The sequence below is a fragment of the Marivita sp. genome (genome assembly GCF_048006345.1).
In the GTDB taxonomy this organism is placed as follows: Bacteria; Pseudomonadota; Alphaproteobacteria; order Rhodobacterales; family Rhodobacteraceae; genus Marivita.
Genome location: NZ_CP180351.1, coordinates 50897 through 65998 on the forward strand (window position 1 = coordinate 50897; position 15102 = coordinate 65998).

The window sequence follows — 15102 nt, forward strand, 5'->3', positions numbered from 1 at the left end:
TAATTGCGCGGCAAGACAGTATCTTGCCGCGCAAAAACCTTTAACATGAAGCTGTGAGTCAGCTTTAAGCGAACCGTTACACACGAGGTGTCATGGCCAATACGTCTGGTATGTTCCTTTCCGTGATCGGAGGTGCCGCGCTTGTGCTCGGGGCCGCCTATGGATGGACCTCACGGGACTATCGCGCGTCCGAACTTGACGTTTTGACGGACCGCCTTGCGCAGCTTGAACGCAGCAACGCAGACCTGGCCGCAAAGGCCGATCAGACATCCGCGCTTGAATCCCGGCTGTCGGAACTGGAGACCGAACTGGCTGCGGCCTTGCAAGCTGTCGAGGAAGCCAAACAGGCCGCCGTGCAACCGGTTGCCGCCGTTGCAGACCCGCTGCAACAGCCTGATCCAGACCCCGTCATTGCCGACGCCACCGGACTTGAATTTGGCGATCCGGCGCGCGGCGAACAGGTTTTTGCGCAATGCCGGTCCTGCCACCAGATCGGTCAGGGTGCCGAGGATCGGATCGGTCCTCATCTCAATGGTATCTTTGGCCGTCGTGCGGGCGTCCATGACGGGTTCCGCTATTCCGACGATATGGCGATGATGGGTGCCGACGGTCTGACCTGGGAGATCGAGACGCTCAACGCCTATCTGGAGAACCCGAAGGCGCTGGTGTCACGCACCCGGATGAACTTTGCCGGTCTGAAAGACCCGCAGGATAGGTCCGACATCCTGGCCTATCTGCGCCAGTTCTCGGCCAGCCCGCAAAACATCCCCGAGGCCGCGCCCACCGCGCAGGCGCGTGAGGTGGAGCTTGCGCCAGAGGTGCTCGCCATTGTGGGCGATACGGATTACGGCGAATACCTCGCCAGCGAATGCAAGACCTGCCACCAGCAGGATGGATCGGACCGGGGCATCCCGTCGATCACGCAATGGCCGACCGAAGATTTCGTCGTCGCCATGCATGCCTACAAAAGACAGATCAGGCCGCACCCGGTGATGCAGATGATGGCTGCCCGGTTGTCGGATGAAGAAATCGCCGCGCTCGCGGCGTATTTTGCCGAAGCCGAGTAAGGTCCGGAAGAGACCAAAACGGCCAAGGTGCGTAATGAAAACGGGAGGAAAACCATGAAACTCAATAGACGGGCTTTTGTCGGCACCGGGATCGCGGCGGCAACGCTCAGCGCCCCGATGGTACACGCGGCGTCACACGGCAAGCCCAAGGTGGTTGTCGTAGGCGGCGGTGCAGGCGGTGCCACCGCTGCGCGCTACATCGCCAAGGACAGCGCAGGCGAGATCGACGTGACGCTGATCGAACCGACGCGCAGCTACTATACCTGCTTCTTCTCGAACCTCTATCTTGGCGGGTTCTGGGATCTTGAGAACCTGTCGCATTCCTATGGCAAGCTGGCGTCGGAATACGGCATCAACGTCGTGCATGACTGGGCCACAGGTGTGGACAGGGATGCCAAGACGGTAGCGCTCGCCGGTGGTGGATCGGTGCCCTACGACCGCCTGATCCTCAGCCCCGGTATCGACTTTGTCGAAGGCTCCGTGCCCGGTTGGGATCTGTCGGCGCAGAACGCGATGCCACATGCCTATAAGGGTGGCAGCCAGACCGAGTTGCTCAAGGCGCAGATCATGGCGATGCCCGAAGGCGGCACCTATGTGATGGTGGCCCCGCCCAACCCGTACCGTTGCCCGCCCGGACCGTACGAGCGGATTTCGATGGTGGCGCACCAGCTCAAGGCGAACAATCCGACGGCCAAGATCATCATTGCCGACCCGAAAGAGAAGTTCTCCAAACAGGCGCTGTTCGAGGAAGGTTGGCAGAAACACTACACCGGCATGGTCGAACGCATCGGCCCGGATTTCGGCGGTGGCAATGTGACGGTCGACCCGGCAGCGATGACCGTCAATATCGACGGTGAAGTGGTCAAGGCGGATGTGGTCAACGTGATCCCGGCGCAAAAGGCAGGTCTGATCTGCGACGCCGCTGGTCTGACCGAAGGTAACTGGGCGCCGGTGGACGGGCACACCATGGTGTCGCGTCTGGACGAGAACATCCACATCCTGGGCGACGCCACCAATCAGGGTGACATGCCGAAATCCGGGTTCTCGGCCAACAGCCAGGCCAAGGTTGCGGCGATGGCGGTGCGCGGTGCGCTCACCGGCAGCCGCGTGTTCCCGGCGAAATTCTCGAACACCTGCTGGTCGCTCATTGCGACGGATGACGGTGTGAAAGTCGGCGCGGCCTATGAACCGAATGACGAGAAGATCGCCAGCGTGTCGAGCTTTGTCAGCCAGACCGGCGAGGATGCCGCCCTGCGGAAGGCGACCTATGAGGAAAGCATCGGCTGGTACGAAGGGATCACGGCCGACATGTTCGGCTGATCTTTGGTGCAGATTTGGGAAAAGGCCGGGCATGAGACCCGGCCTTTTTATTTTGGAATTGTGTCGGATCGCTGCGCGATCCGACCGATTGGAGGGCCAGCCCTCCAAACCTCCCGGAGTTTATCTCGCAAGATGAAGATCAGACGGGTTGCAGACCCTTCATGGCGCCGACAAGTTCGGGGATCTTTTTCTTGAACTTGAAAAAACCGGCGGTTGCGTGCGGCCAGGCCCGACGGTCGAAATCGCGCAGCGGGCGGACAAGGGGCAGCGCGCAGATGTCGTTGAGGATCGTGGCCGCAGGGCCGACAGGGGCATAGGGCGTGACGATCTGCTCTGCGCCCATGCTGTGTGCCCAGTCTTCGATCTCTTGTGCTGTCGTGAGACCGGAGGCGACAGGACCAAGCGAAGAGGACCAGCGCGCGGTGCAGTCGTCCATTAGCGCTGCTTTGAATGTCTTGACCTGCGGCGCGATATGCAAAGGACCGATCTGAGCGGTGGCATCGAGCGTTGCGGTTGCCAGCGGTTTGAGCCCCTGATCGAACAGCCAGCCGGGGCTGAGATCGTCTTCGTGCAAGATCAGAACCACAGGCTTTGACTGGTCGAGCCTGTCCCCCATTGGGGCGTCCATGCGGGGAGGATGGGGCGGGCCGTCCAAAGGCTCAGGGTTCGAGGTCAATTGGTACAAAGGAGAGAACCGTCCTTCGGTATATTTCGAGATGTTTGATGCGCGAGCGACATAGTTCTTGCCTTGGGTCTGAAGTCCTGCAACCCAGCGCCAGCTGAGCGTATTGGAGGCCGGGTCACCGTCATAGAGATGCCGCAGGAAGAAATCCGCACCCAGTTCCCATGGCAGGCGCAGGGTGAAGATCCAGATCGAGGCAAACCACATGCGGGCGTGGTTGTGCAGGTAGCCGGTCCTCACCAGTTCCTGTGCCCAGTGGTTGAAGCAGTCGATGTCGGTTTCGCCTTTGCAGGCAGCTTCCCATTCGGCGCGCAGGCCGGATTGGGTCTGTACCTGATCCCATGCCCGCAGAAGACCCTGCTGGTAGCCGCCCCAGACGGCCGGGCGCATTTCCAGCCAGCCCTTCCAATAGGTGCGCCAGAACACCTCTTGCACGAATTTCTCGGCGCTGCCGAGAGAGTAGCGACCCAGAACCGCCTCCAGCACCTCGGCTTCGGTCAGCAATCTATGCCGGAGATAGGGCGACAGGGTCGACACATTGTCGTGATGCCCCGGTCCGCGGTCATAGTTGCGCTGCGCTGCGTAGTCGCGGGCAGCCTTTGGAACAAAGCTTTGCAGCTTTTCCAGCGCAGCGGTTCGGGTCGGAGGAAACAGGTCTGTCATGTCGCGCGAGGTAACGTCGCGCGGTGCCGGGTCAAGGCCTGCAGATGAACCGCTGCCCCTTGCAGCCCCCCAAGCCGGACACTAGTCTTGAGACAACTCGCAACCAAGCCCACCGTCCGGCGGGCTTCTCATCCAGGCAGGCACAGATGAAAGATCCCTTTGATACCTATATGAACACGCTTGTTCCCATGGTGGTTGAGCAGACCAGCCGTGGCGAACGGGCCTATGACATCTTCTCCCGCCTGCTCAAGGAACGGATCATCTTTCTGAGCGGGCCGGTGCATGACGGCATGTCATCGCTGATCGTGGCACAGCTTTTGCACCTTGAGGCGGAGAACCCGTCCAAGGAAATCAGCATGTATATCAACAGTCCCGGTGGCGTGGTGACCAGTGGCCTGTCGATTTATGATACGATGCAATATATCAAGCCCAAGGTCAGCACGTTGGTGATCGGGCAGGCCGCCTCCATGGGGTCGTTGCTGCTGACGGCGGGTGAGGCCGGAATGCGCTTTTCGCTGCCCAACAGCCGCGTCATGGTGCACCAGCCGTCGGGCGGGTATCAGGGCCAAGCAACGGATATCATGATCCATGCGCAGGAAACCCAGAAACTCAAGACGCGTCTGAACGAGATTTATGTGAAACACACAGGGCAGACGCTCAAGAAAGTCGAAGCGGCATTGGAGCGTGACAATTTCATGTCGCCCGAAGAAGCCAAGGACTGGGGGCTGATCGACGAGATTGTCGAAAGCCGAGTGAAGACGTCCGACGACGCATAAATCGTGATTGGGTCACGTCGTCTCGGATGCGTTTTTGACGTTGTGGCCCAAGTTTTGCTGTCCTAAGGTTCTGAGAAGAAAATATGACACACGCATAAGGTGAATAGATTGAGATCATACATCCATCGCGTGAGTCAGGAAAGGTAAAGACATGGCGACGAATTCTGGCGGCGACAGCAAGAATACTCTTTACTGCAGCTTTTGCGGCAAAAGCCAACATGAAGTCCGAAAACTGATCGCCGGGCCGACCGTCTTCATCTGCGACGAATGCGTCGAACTCTGCATGGACATCATCCGCGAAGAGACCAAAGGCGGTGGCCTGAAGTCGACGGATGGCGTCCCGACCCCGCGCGATATTTGCGATGTTCTGGATGATTACGTGATCGGTCAGTCATTGGCCAAGCGCGTGCTCTCGGTGGCGGTGCACAACCACTACAAGCGCCTGAACCATTCGCAGAAATCGTCTGACATCGAACTGGCAAAGTCGAACATCCTGCTGATCGGACCGACTGGTTGCGGCAAGACACTTCTGGCGCAGACTCTGGCGCGGATTCTGGATGTGCCGTTCACCATGGCGGATGCGACCACGCTGACCGAAGCCGGTTACGTGGGCGAAGATGTTGAGAACATCATCCTCAAGCTGCTGCAATCCTCCGAATACAACGTCGAACGCGCTCAGCGCGGCATCGTCTATATCGACGAGGTCGACAAGATCACCCGCAAATCCGAGAACCCGTCGATCACACGCGACGTGTCGGGTGAAGGTGTGCAGCAGGCGCTGCTCAAGCTGATGGAAGGCACGGTTGCGTCGGTGCCGCCGCAAGGGGGTCGCAAGCATCCGCAGCAGGAGTTCCTGCAGGTGGACACGACCAACATCCTCTTCATCTGCGGTGGGGCGTTTGCCGGTCTGGATCGGATCATCAAGCAACGCGGCAAGGGCAGCGCGATGGGCTTTGGCGCGGATGTGCGCGATGAAAGCGAAAAGGGCATCGGTGAGACGTTCAAGAGCCTGGAACCCGAGGATCTGCTCAAGTTCGGTCTGATCCCGGAATTCGTAGGTCGTCTGCCGGTCATCGCGACGTTGGAGGACCTCGACGAAGACGCGCTGATTACCATCCTGACCAAGCCGAAGAACGCGCTGGTCAAGCAGTATCAGCGTCTGTTCGAGTTGGAGAATACCACGCTCAGCTTCACGGATGACGCGCTCAGCGCCATTGCCAAGCGGGCGATCCAGCGCAAGACAGGCGCACGTGGTCTGCGGTCGATCCTCGAGGACATTCTGCTCGACACCATGTTCGAACTGCCGGGCATGGATGACGTTGTCGAGGTTGTGGTGAATGAAGAGGCTGTGACGTCTGACGCCAAGCCCCTGATGATCTATGCGGATCAGAAAAAGGAATCCGTCGAGGCTGGTTGAACCCACTCTCGTGAGCAATGTGAAAAGGTGGGCATTTTGCCCGCCTTTCTTTTTGGAAAAAGAACGATGACGATCAAAAGAATTCACAGCGGAAGCCCGTTTGAGGCCAAGATTGGCTATTGCCGTGCTGTCGTGGCTGGCGGTTTTGTTCATGTCGCTGGCACAGTCGGGCAGGGGTATACTGTCGCCGAACAGTGCCAAAGCGCGCTTGACGTGATTGCGGGTGCGCTGGACAAGGCGGGGGCGTCGATGGCCGATGTTGTCCGCGTGACCTACTACCTTCCGGACCGGCATGAATTCGAAGCCTGCTACGACATCCTCGCGGGCACTTTTGGCGAGAACCCGCCGGCGGCGACGATGATCGAGTGCGGCTTGATCGACCCGAAGTACCGGATCGAGATCGAAGTCACCGCTCTGGCTCCTGCTGCGTCATAGCTGCGCTGGACCTTGGCCCGCAAAGCGCCCTATAAAGCGCTGAACCAACCCCGAGGAGTTGTCCATGGGCATTCTGAATACCCTTCTTCGCGCTGTCACCTGGTGGAACGGGCAGACGCTTGGCACCCAATTCTACACGTGGCGCAATGGCGAAAAAGTGGGTGAGGACACCCAGGGAAACATCTTCTACCAGTCGCGTGACGGCAAACGGCGCTGGGTGATCTACAATGGTGAATCCGAGGCAAGCCGCGTTGATCCCGATTGGCACGGCTGGCTGCACCATACGTTCAAGGAACTGCCGACCGACCGTCCGCTTCCGAAAAAAGCCTGGGTCAAGCCGCATCAGGAAAACCTGACGGGCACCGCCTTGGCTTATGCTCCGGCCGGGTCGATCCGCCGGTCGGAACCAAAGCCGCGCCAGGACTACGAGGCGTGGAGCCCGGAATAATCCGGGACATCTGGATCAAAGGCAGGTTGATGATGCCACGTCTGATGGCCATTCTTGCATCGCTTCTGCTGGCGTCAGCCGGCATGGCCCAGCTTGCCACCACCAATGGCACCGGTGTCACGGTGCGGGCGCTGGACAAGCTGACTGGCAAGGTGACCGATTTGCAGGTGGTCAATGGGCAGTCCGCGACCGTGGGGCGTATCACGGTGCGCGCCAACGAATGCCGCTATCCCGAAGGCAATGCGGCAGGCGAGGCCTATGCCTCGCTGACCATCACCGAGATCGGCAAGGACGCCCCGGTCTATCAGGGTTGGATGATCGCGTCGTCCCCAGCGCTCAATCCGATGGACCACCAGCGCTACGATGTCTGGGTATTGCGCTGCACCACGTCCTGACCTGACGCTGCCAATGGGGCGCTGGTGATATCGGCGGTGATCTGCAGCGCCTGTGCCAGATGTGCCCTGTACTCTGCCCGTGTGATCTCGATGGCGCCGAGCGAAGCTAGGTGATGCGTCAGGAATTGGGTGTCGAACAACACGAAGCCCGTTCGTCGAAGCAGATCGACCAACCACGCCAGTGCAATTTTCGACGCGTCGCGCTGGCGCGAAAACATGCTTTCCCCGCAAAAGGCGCCGCCGACAGCCACGCCATAAACTCCACCGATCAGACGGTCATCGGCCCAGACTTCCAGCGAATGGGCATGTCCTCTGTGATGCAGTTCTTCGTACAGTAGACGGATGTTGTGGTTGATCCACGTCTCGCTGCGATCTGCGCAAGCGTCGATGACATCGCCGAAGGCGGTGTTCAACGTCACGCGATAGGTGTCCCGGCGCAGGGTCTTGGCAAGGCTTCGCGAGATACGAAACCCGTCCAAAGGGAAGACGCCCCGCTTGCGCGGATCGACCCAGAACATCTCTGGATCGTCGCGATGTTCGGCCATCGGGAAAACACCTGCACGATAGGCCTGCAACAACAACTCGGGTGTGACCGTCATGGCGCATCACCTTGCGCGTCGGCGTGAAGCGGGTGCGTGATCGGCCTCAAGGCTTCGCGTAGGTGCGCTCCAGCCAATGCTCGAGCCAGTGGATGTTGTATGCCCCGCTCCGCACGTCTGGATCCTGCAAAAGGTCGCGGAACAGCGGTACGGTGCTGTCCACGCCATCCACGATCAATTCCCCCAACGCGCGGGACATCCGTGCGAGCGCCTCGTCCCGGTCGCGGCCATGCACGATCAGCTTGGCGATCAGGCTGTCGTAATAGGGCGGAATTCTGTAGCCATCATAGAGCGCGCTATCCATGCGCACGCCCAAGCCACCGGGCACATGATACTGCGTGATCCGGCCGGGTGAGGGCGAGAAATTCGGCAGCTTCTCGGCATTGATCCGCGCCTCTATGGCATGGCCGTTGATGACCAGATCGTCCTGTTCAAATGACAGCGGCAGGCCCGAGGCGACGCGGATCTGCTCGCGCACCAGATCGACACCAAAGATGGCTTCGGTCACTGGGTGTTCGACCTGCAGCCGGGTGTTCATCTCGATGAAATAGAACTCGCCGTTTTCATACAGGAACTCGATTGTACCCGCACCCGCATAGCTGATCTTGGACACCGCATCGGCGCAGATCTTGCCGATCCGGGCGCGCTCTTCCTCGGTGATGCAGGGGCCGGGGGCCTCTTCCAGAACTTTCTGGTGGCGGCGCTGCAAGGAACAATCGCGTTCGCCCAGATGCACGGCCTTGCCTTTGCCGTCGCCGAAGACCTGCACTTCGATATGGCGCGGGGTGGTCAGGTATTTTTCGATATAGACTTCGTCATTGCCGAAAGCGGCCTTGGCCTCGGACCGGGCTGTCTGGAACGCGCGTTCCATGTCGGCCGCGGTTTGCGCCACCTTCATGCCGCGCCCACCGCCACCAGCGGTGGCCTTGACGATCACGGGATAGCCGATCTCTTCGCCGACCTTCTTGGCCTCGGCCAGATCGGCTACACCGCCATCCGACCCGGGCACGCACGGCACGCCAAGCGCCTTGATCGTGTCCTTCGCGGTGATCTTGTCGCCCATGATGCGGATATGTTCCGCGGTCGGGCCGATAAAGGTCAGCCCGTGGTCTTCGACGATCTGCACGAACCGCGCGTTTTCCGACAGGAACCCGTAGCCGGGATGGATCGCTTGCGCGCCGGAGATCTCACAGGCCGAGATGATCGCGGGGATCGACAGATAGCTGTCGGTGGACGAGGGGGGGCCGATGCAGATCGCCTCGTCGGCCATGCGGACATGCATCGCGTCTGAATCTGCCGTCGAATGCACCGCGACGCTGGCCACACCCATCTCCCGACAGGCGCGGATCACGCGAAGGGCGATCTCACCCCGGTTGGCAATCAGGATTTTGTCAAACATGCCAGAACCCGATTATTCGAGGATCACGAGCGGTGCGCCGTATTCGACGGGGGCTCCGTCTTCGACCAGAATACGTTTCACCGTGCCGCTGCGCGGTGCCGGAATGTGGTTCATCGTCTTCATCGCTTCGACGATCAAAAGCGTGTCGCCTTCGTTGATCTGCTGCCCAACGGAAATGAACGCAGGTGCGCCCGGTTCCGCCTGCATATAGACCGTGCCGACCATCGGCGATGTGACAGCACCCGGATGCGAGGCCGGGTCTTCCGGTGCGCTTGGTGCTGCAGGTGCAGCCGCGGCGGCTGGTGCAGCGGCTGGTGCTGCAGCAACGGTTGTCTGGACGGCAGGCGCGACCTGGGTGACACGACTGACGCGCACATTGAGGCTGTCATCCTCGCCGTATTCGCGCTTGACCTGCAATTCGGTCAGGTCGTTTTCCCGAAGCAGCTTGGCCAGTGCTTCGATAAACGCCACGTCCGCGTCGTGATTGGTCTTGGTCATGCTGTCCCTCGCCCGCTTCTTGCTCTTGATGCGGCCCCGTCGGTGATTGGATCGGAAGCGCGCTTTACCTACGGGCACCACCCGCATTGCATGCCTTTCCTTGCACCGATTACAGTTCAGGAGCAAGGGGCAGCTGCGATCAATGTCGGCAACTGAGCGAGAGAAGGCGGCGTGAGCCCGTTGGAAATCAGCTCTCCGCCGCTGCCTCTTTTGCGGCTTCAAGGGTCAGGGCCTGCTCTGACATGAGCGCCTTGATCTGCATTTGAACCGCCGAAGGGGGTGCTGCCGGTGTGATCACGGTGTCATCCTGACTGACGATTGGAAAAGGTGATGGGGCAACAACGGGTTGCGTGGTCAGCGCGGCGGGTTTTGAAAGGAATTCGCCCCGGTACAAAGTTTTGAGTGCCATGCTGGGCATGGTTGGATGAAAAACAGGCATTGTCATGCTCTTTCATGTCAAAGCCCCCACAGCCCAAGCTTAGCTGAAATTGCCCCGCAATGCGCGGTGAGAGTCAAAACTGGGTTAACGGTTTGTGAATCAAAAAAGGGCGGTCCCGAGACCGCCCTTCATCGTTTGGATTTTCTTGAAGATCAGCCTTTATTCATCCGGTTTTCGATGAGGTCATCGACGACGGAGGGGTCTGCGAGAGTGGATGTGTCGCCGAGGGCGCCGTAGTCGTTTTCGGCGATTTTGCGCAGAATGCGGCGCATGATCTTGCCGGAGCGGGTTTTCGGCAGGCCGGGGGCCCATTGGATGAGGTCGGGCGAGGCGATGGGGCCGATCTCGGTGCGGACCCAGGCGCGGAGCTCCTTCATCAGCTCATCGCTCGGCTCGATCCCGTTCATCAGGGTGACATAGCAGTAGATGCCCTGGCCCTTGATGGCATGCGGGTAGCCGACCACGGCAGCCTCGGCCACCTTGGCATGCGCCACCAGCGCCGATTCCACCTCGGCCGTGCCCATCCGGTGGCCCGACACGTTGATCACATCGTCCACCCGGCCGGTGATCCAGTAATCCCCGTCGGCGTCGCGCTTGCAGCCGTCGCCCGAGAAGTAATAGCCCTTGTAGTCCGAGAAATAGGTCTTCTCGAACCGCTCGTGATCGCCCCAGACGGTGCGCATCTGCCCCGGCCAGCTGTCCTTGATCGCCAGCACGCCTTCGGTCGGGCTGGCATGGATTTCCTCGCCCGATTGCGGGTCGAGCACCACCGGCACCACGCCGAAGAACGGCTTCATCGCCGCCCCCGGTTTGGTCGCATGGGCGCCCGGCAGCGGGGTGAGCAGGTGCCCGCCGGTTTCCGTTTGCCACCATGTGTCGACGATCGGGCAGCGGCCCCCGCCCACCACGTCATTGTACCAGTTCCACGCCTCGGGGTTGATCGGTTCGCCCACCGTGCCCAGAAGCTTGAGCGAGGATAGATCGCATTTCGTTACGAATTCGTTGCCCTGACCCATCAGGGCGCGGATTGCGGTCGGCGCCGTGTAGAACTGGTTAACGGAATGCTTCTCGCAGACCTGCCAGAAGCGCGACGCGTCCGGATAGGTCGGCACACCTTCGAACATCAGCGTCGTCGCGCCGTTCGCCAAAGGCCCGTAAACAATGTAGGAATGCCCGGTGACCCAGCCCACATCGGCGGTACACCAGTAAACGTCGCCTTCATGATAATCGAAGGTAATTTCATGGGTCAGGGCGGCGTAAACCAAATATCCACCAGTTGAGTGCACAACCCCCTTGGGCTGCCCGGTCGAGCCCGATGTGTAGAGAATGAAAAGGGGGTCTTCGGCATTCATTTCGGCAGGCTGGCTGACGTCTGACGCCTCCAGCGCCATTTCATTGTAGTCGTAATCGCGCCCGTCGACCCATGTGGTCTGGCCGCCGGTGCGCTTGACGACAAGGCACTTCACGCTGTCCTTGCAGTGCAGGAGGGCTGCATCGGCATTGGATTTGAGCGGGGTCTTGCGGCCGCCGCGCGGCGCTTCGTCGGCGGTGATGACGACCTTGGCGTCCGAGCCGTTCACCCGCGCGGCCAGTGCGTCGGGCGAGAAGCCGGCAAAGACGATGGAGTGGATGGCACCAATCCGCGCGCAGGCCAGCATGGCATAGGCCGCTTCGGGGATCATCGGCAGGTAGATCACCACGCGGTCACCCTTGCGCACGCCCATTGTCTCGAGGATGTTGGCCATCCTGCAGACGCTGCCATGCAGGTCGCGATAGGTGATGTGCTTGGCCGGCTCGTTGGGATCATCCGGCTCGAAGATGATCGCGGTCTGATCGCCACGGGTCGCCAGATGCCGGTCGACACAGTTCGCGGCCACGTTCAGCGTGCCATCAGCAAACCAGTTGATCTTGACCTGACCCAGCGTGAAATCAACGTTCTTCACCTGCGTCGGCACCTTCATCCAGTCCAGACGCTGCGCCTGCTCCGCCCAGAACCCATCAGGATCAGACACAGACCGCGCATACATCTCCTCATACCGCGCCGCGTCTATGTGGGCGTTCTCGGCCATCTCTTTGGACGGGGGATAGGTTGTGTCACTCATGGGGGTCCTCCTTCATTCGGTCAAACAAAACCGCCCCCGCCGGGAAAAGGCAAGGGCGGCAAAAGTCGCATTGGCCGATGGCCATTTTCAAATCGCGAGGTATTCCGCTCTCAACTGGCTGTTTTCCAGAACCTCTGCCGCTGTGCCATCAAATACGATAGACCCAGTGTCCAGAATGATCGCCCGATCCGCCAGTTGCAGCGCGCGCACCGCGTTCTGTTCGACAAGGATCGTCGTCATCCCCTGTTCCTTGATCACGCGCAGGGTCTTTTCGATTTCGTCCACGATCACCGGCGCCAGACCTTCGTACGGCTCGTCCAGCAACAGAACCTTGATGTCGCGGGCCAGAGCGCGGGCGATGGAGAGCATCTGCTGTTCACCGCCCGACAGGGTCACGCCCTCTTGGTTGCGGCGTTCGCCCAGACGCGGGAACAGATCGTAAAGACGCTCGATCGACCAGCCGATGGGCGGTGCGATCTGGGCCAGCTGCAGGTTTTCCTCAACCGTCAGGCCGGGAATGATGCGGCGGTCTTCGGGCACAAGGCCCAAGCCAACTCCAGCCGCCTCGTAAGAGGTCATCTTGTGAAGCGGTTTGTGGTCGAGCCAGATTTCACCATGGTTCACCTGCGGGCTGTCCATCCGCGCGATGGAGCGCAGCGTGGTGGTCTTGCCGGCCCCGTTTCGCCCCAGAAGCGCGAGGATCTCGCCTTCGTGGACGTTAAACGAGATGCCCTGCACGATATAGCTTTCGCCATAGTAAGAGTGCATGTCCCACACGGAGAGGAACGCCGGGGCTGTTTCCGCGTGGTTGGCGTGTTTTGAAAAGTCGGGTTTGACGTTCATAAGTCTGTCCTCGCTGTGGGAGGGGTGGCGGGAAAGCCCCGCCAAATAGGGTTACGCAGCTTCTCCGAGATAGGCTTCCTTGACCTTCGGATGGCCCTTGATGTTCTCGGGCGTGTCCTCGACCAAGGGTGTGCCCTGCGCCAGAACGGTGATCCGTTCGGCCAGAGAGAACACCACATGCATGTCATGCTCGATGATTGCGATGGTGATGTTGCGCTTTTCCTTGATCTCTTTGAGCAAGTCGATGGTGTTGTTCGTGTCGGCCCGTGCCATGCCCGCCGTCGGCTCATCCAGCAGCAGCAGCTTGGGGTTCTGAACAAGGCACATCGCCATTTCAAGGCGGCGTTTGTCCCCGCGCGACATGGAGGCGGAGTGCATGTTCCGCTTGTCGAGCATGTTGACCTCTTCCAGCATCTGTTCGGCCTGATCGCGCAGTTCCGCTTCGCTTGTAACGGACCGGATGCCATGCAGGGCAAAAGACCCGTCCCGTTTTGCAAAGCACGGGATCAGCATGTTTTCCATCACGGTCAGATCGCCGAAGATCTCGGGCGTCTGGAACACGCGGGAAATGCCCATCTGGTTGATCTCGAACGGGGTGCGGCCCAGCACGCTCTGGCCGTCGAACATGACCGCGCCCGTGTCCGGGATCAGCTTGCCGACAAGGCAGTTGAGCAGGGTGGATTTGCCCGCGCCGTTGGGTCCGATGATCGCGTGGCAGCTGTTCTCTGCCACGCTGAGGTTCACATTGCCAAGCGCTTGCAGGCCACCGAACCGCTTGTTGACGTCTTTGACTTCAAGAATTCCCATCTGTCCGTCTCCTTATTCCGCAGGTTCGGTGGTTGCGTTCTTGGGTTCTTGCGCCTTTTTACGGCCGAAGAGCCCCGCGATTTTCTGACCGCCCTGCACAAGGCCACCCGGCAGGAAGATCACGACCAGCATGAACACGATGCCAAGTGTCAGGTGCCAGCCCTTGCCGATGAACGGATAGATCAGCGTCACGACCAGATCCTCGAGCCCATCCGGAAGGAAGGCGAACCAGCTGTGCAGGATGTCCGAGTTGATCTTGGAAATGATGTTTTCCATGTACTTGATCAAACCCGCACCCAGAACCGGACCGATGAGCGTGCCGACGCCACCAAGGATGGTCATCAGAACCACCTCGCCCGACGCGGTCCAGAACATGCGCTCCGCACCGGCCAGAGGATCCATCGATGCCATCAGGCCACCAGCAAGACCGGCATACATCCCCGAGATCACAAAGGCCGCCAGCGTGTAGGGACGCGGGTTGAGGCCGGTGTAATTCAGGCGCTGCTGGTTCGATTTGACTGCGCGCAGCATCATGCCGAAGGGCGACCGGAAGATGCGGATCGACAGGTAGAACGACAACAGCATGATGATCGCGGCAAAGTAGTAGCCTACGCTGAAGGTGAACACCCAGTTTCCAAGCACCAGTTCGGTGCTGTCGCGCATTTCCAGACCGAAGAAGCCCGGGACCGGAATGTTGCCCTCTGCCGTCGTGGCGCTGCCAAAGATGCGCGGATCGTCCAGCGCCAGTTGCAGGCCGGTTTCGCCGCCAGTGATCGGCGTCAGAACCGAGTAGGCCAGCGCAAAGGACATCTGCGCGAAGGCCAGAGTCAGGATTGAGAAGTAGATGCCCGACCGCCGCAGGCTCACGTAACCGATGATCAGCGCGAACACCCCTGCGGTGAGGACCGCAAGAACGATTGCGGGGATCACGTTCATGCTGAGCAGCTTGAACATCCACACGGCGGCGTAGGAGCCGACCCCGAGGAAGGCGGCGTGACCGAAGCTGAGATAGCCGGTCAGACCGAACAGGATGTTGAAACCTATGGCGAAGATACCGAAGATCACAAAACGCTGCATCAGGTCCGGGTAGCCCGCATTGAACTGCGCCATCGCCGATCCCTCAGGGAACGGGTTGAGCAGGAAGGGCGCAAAGGCGACCAGAGCTGTCACAAACAGCAGGAGGGATGCGTCTTTTTTGTCCAGTCCGAACAT

16 protein-coding genes are annotated in these 15102 nt (G+C 60.1%); 7 read left to right on the forward strand and 9 right to left on the reverse strand.

Translation table 11 applies throughout. From position 1 onward, the window contains the following. Positions 1 to 383: 383 nt before the first annotated feature. Entirely contained in the window at positions 384 to 1067 is a 684-nt protein-coding gene (locus ACMVPR_RS00280; RefSeq protein WP_416884591.1) for a c-type cytochrome, read from the forward strand. Between the two features lie 54 nt (positions 1068 to 1121). After that, on the forward strand, positions 1122 to 2387 hold the full coding sequence (locus tag ACMVPR_RS00285) for an NAD(P)/FAD-dependent oxidoreductase (protein WP_416881215.1): 1266 nt from the start codon (positions 1122 to 1124) through the stop codon (positions 2385 to 2387). Between the two features lie 139 nt (positions 2388 to 2526). Here the strand turns inward: ACMVPR_RS00285 and ACMVPR_RS00290 are convergent, their stop codons facing one another. Continuing rightward, the gene (locus ACMVPR_RS00290) at positions 2527 to 3732 is read right to left on the reverse strand and encodes an FAD-binding domain-containing protein (RefSeq protein ID WP_416881216.1); all 1206 of its coding nucleotides are present in this window, start codon (positions 3730 to 3732) and stop codon (positions 2527 to 2529) included. Positions 3733 to 3878: 146 nt separating this feature from the next. Here ACMVPR_RS00290 and ACMVPR_RS00295 point away from each other — a divergent pair, with 146 nt between their 5' ends. The 5 genes from ACMVPR_RS00295 to ACMVPR_RS00315 all read left to right on the forward strand — a co-directional run bounded on the left by ACMVPR_RS00295 (position 3879) and on the right by ACMVPR_RS00315 (position 7203). Then, positions 3879 to 4508, forward strand: a complete 630-nt coding sequence (locus tag ACMVPR_RS00295; protein ID WP_292269079.1) for an ATP-dependent Clp protease proteolytic subunit — start codon at positions 3879 to 3881, stop codon at positions 4506 to 4508. A 151-nt stretch (positions 4509 to 4659) separates the two neighbouring features. After that, the gene (clpX, locus tag ACMVPR_RS00300; RefSeq protein ID WP_300586429.1) at positions 4660 to 5925 is read left to right on the forward strand and encodes an ATP-dependent Clp protease ATP-binding subunit ClpX; all 1266 of its coding nucleotides are present in this window, start codon (positions 4660 to 4662) and stop codon (positions 5923 to 5925) included. A 66-nt stretch (positions 5926 to 5991) separates the two neighbouring features. Continuing rightward, entirely contained in the window at positions 5992 to 6360 is a 369-nt protein-coding gene (locus tag ACMVPR_RS00305) for a RidA family protein (RefSeq protein ID WP_416881217.1), read from the forward strand. Positions 6361 to 6424: 64 nt separating this feature from the next. Then, on the forward strand, positions 6425 to 6808 hold the full coding sequence (locus ACMVPR_RS00310) for an NADH:ubiquinone oxidoreductase subunit NDUFA12 (protein WP_300586425.1): 384 nt from the start codon (positions 6425 to 6427) through the stop codon (positions 6806 to 6808). Further along, entirely contained in the window at positions 6793 to 7203 is a 411-nt protein-coding gene (locus ACMVPR_RS00315) for a DUF2155 domain-containing protein (protein ID WP_416881218.1), read from the forward strand. The genes ACMVPR_RS00310 and ACMVPR_RS00315 overlap by 16 nt, the downstream gene beginning before the upstream one ends. On the opposite strand, the gene aat is transcribed toward ACMVPR_RS00315, so the two are convergent. From aat to ACMVPR_RS00355, 8 genes are all read right to left on the reverse strand, one after another. Continuing rightward, on the reverse strand, positions 7167 to 7802 hold the full coding sequence (aat, locus tag ACMVPR_RS00320; RefSeq protein WP_416881219.1) for a leucyl/phenylalanyl-tRNA--protein transferase: 636 nt from the start codon (positions 7800 to 7802) through the stop codon (positions 7167 to 7169). The genes ACMVPR_RS00315 and aat overlap by 37 nt on opposite strands. A 46-nt stretch (positions 7803 to 7848) precedes the next feature. Beyond that, positions 7849 to 9201, reverse strand: coding sequence for an acetyl-CoA carboxylase biotin carboxylase subunit (accC, locus tag ACMVPR_RS00325; protein ID WP_300586421.1), 1353 nt, complete (start codon positions 9199 to 9201; stop codon positions 7849 to 7851). Positions 9202 to 9213: 12 nt separating this feature from the next. Further along, positions 9214 to 9699, reverse strand: a complete 486-nt coding sequence (accB, locus tag ACMVPR_RS00330) for an acetyl-CoA carboxylase biotin carboxyl carrier protein (protein WP_416881220.1) — start codon at positions 9697 to 9699, stop codon at positions 9214 to 9216. 187 nt (positions 9700 to 9886) lie between these two features. Continuing rightward, a complete protein-coding gene (locus ACMVPR_RS00335) occupies positions 9887 to 10138 on the reverse strand; it encodes a hypothetical protein (RefSeq protein ID WP_416881221.1) in 252 nt (83 codons plus the stop codon). A gap of 152 nt (positions 10139 to 10290) precedes the next feature. Further along, a complete protein-coding gene (gene acs / locus ACMVPR_RS00340) occupies positions 10291 to 12240 on the reverse strand; it encodes an acetate--CoA ligase (RefSeq protein WP_416881222.1) in 1950 nt (649 codons plus the stop codon). 87 nt (positions 12241 to 12327) lie between these two features. Then, positions 12328 to 13083 carry an ABC transporter ATP-binding protein gene (locus tag ACMVPR_RS00345; protein ID WP_292266651.1) on the reverse strand — a complete coding sequence of 252 codons (756 nt, stop codon included), beginning with the start codon at positions 13081 to 13083 and terminating at the stop codon, positions 12328 to 12330. A 51-nt stretch (positions 13084 to 13134) separates the two neighbouring features. Then, positions 13135 to 13890, reverse strand: coding sequence for an ABC transporter ATP-binding protein (locus ACMVPR_RS00350; protein ID WP_416881223.1), 756 nt, complete (start codon positions 13888 to 13890; stop codon positions 13135 to 13137). A 12-nt stretch (positions 13891 to 13902) separates the two neighbouring features. After that, positions 13903 to 15102: a branched-chain amino acid ABC transporter permease gene (locus ACMVPR_RS00355; RefSeq protein WP_416881224.1), complete on the reverse strand. Its 1200-nt coding sequence runs from the start codon at positions 15100 to 15102 to the stop codon at positions 13903 to 13905.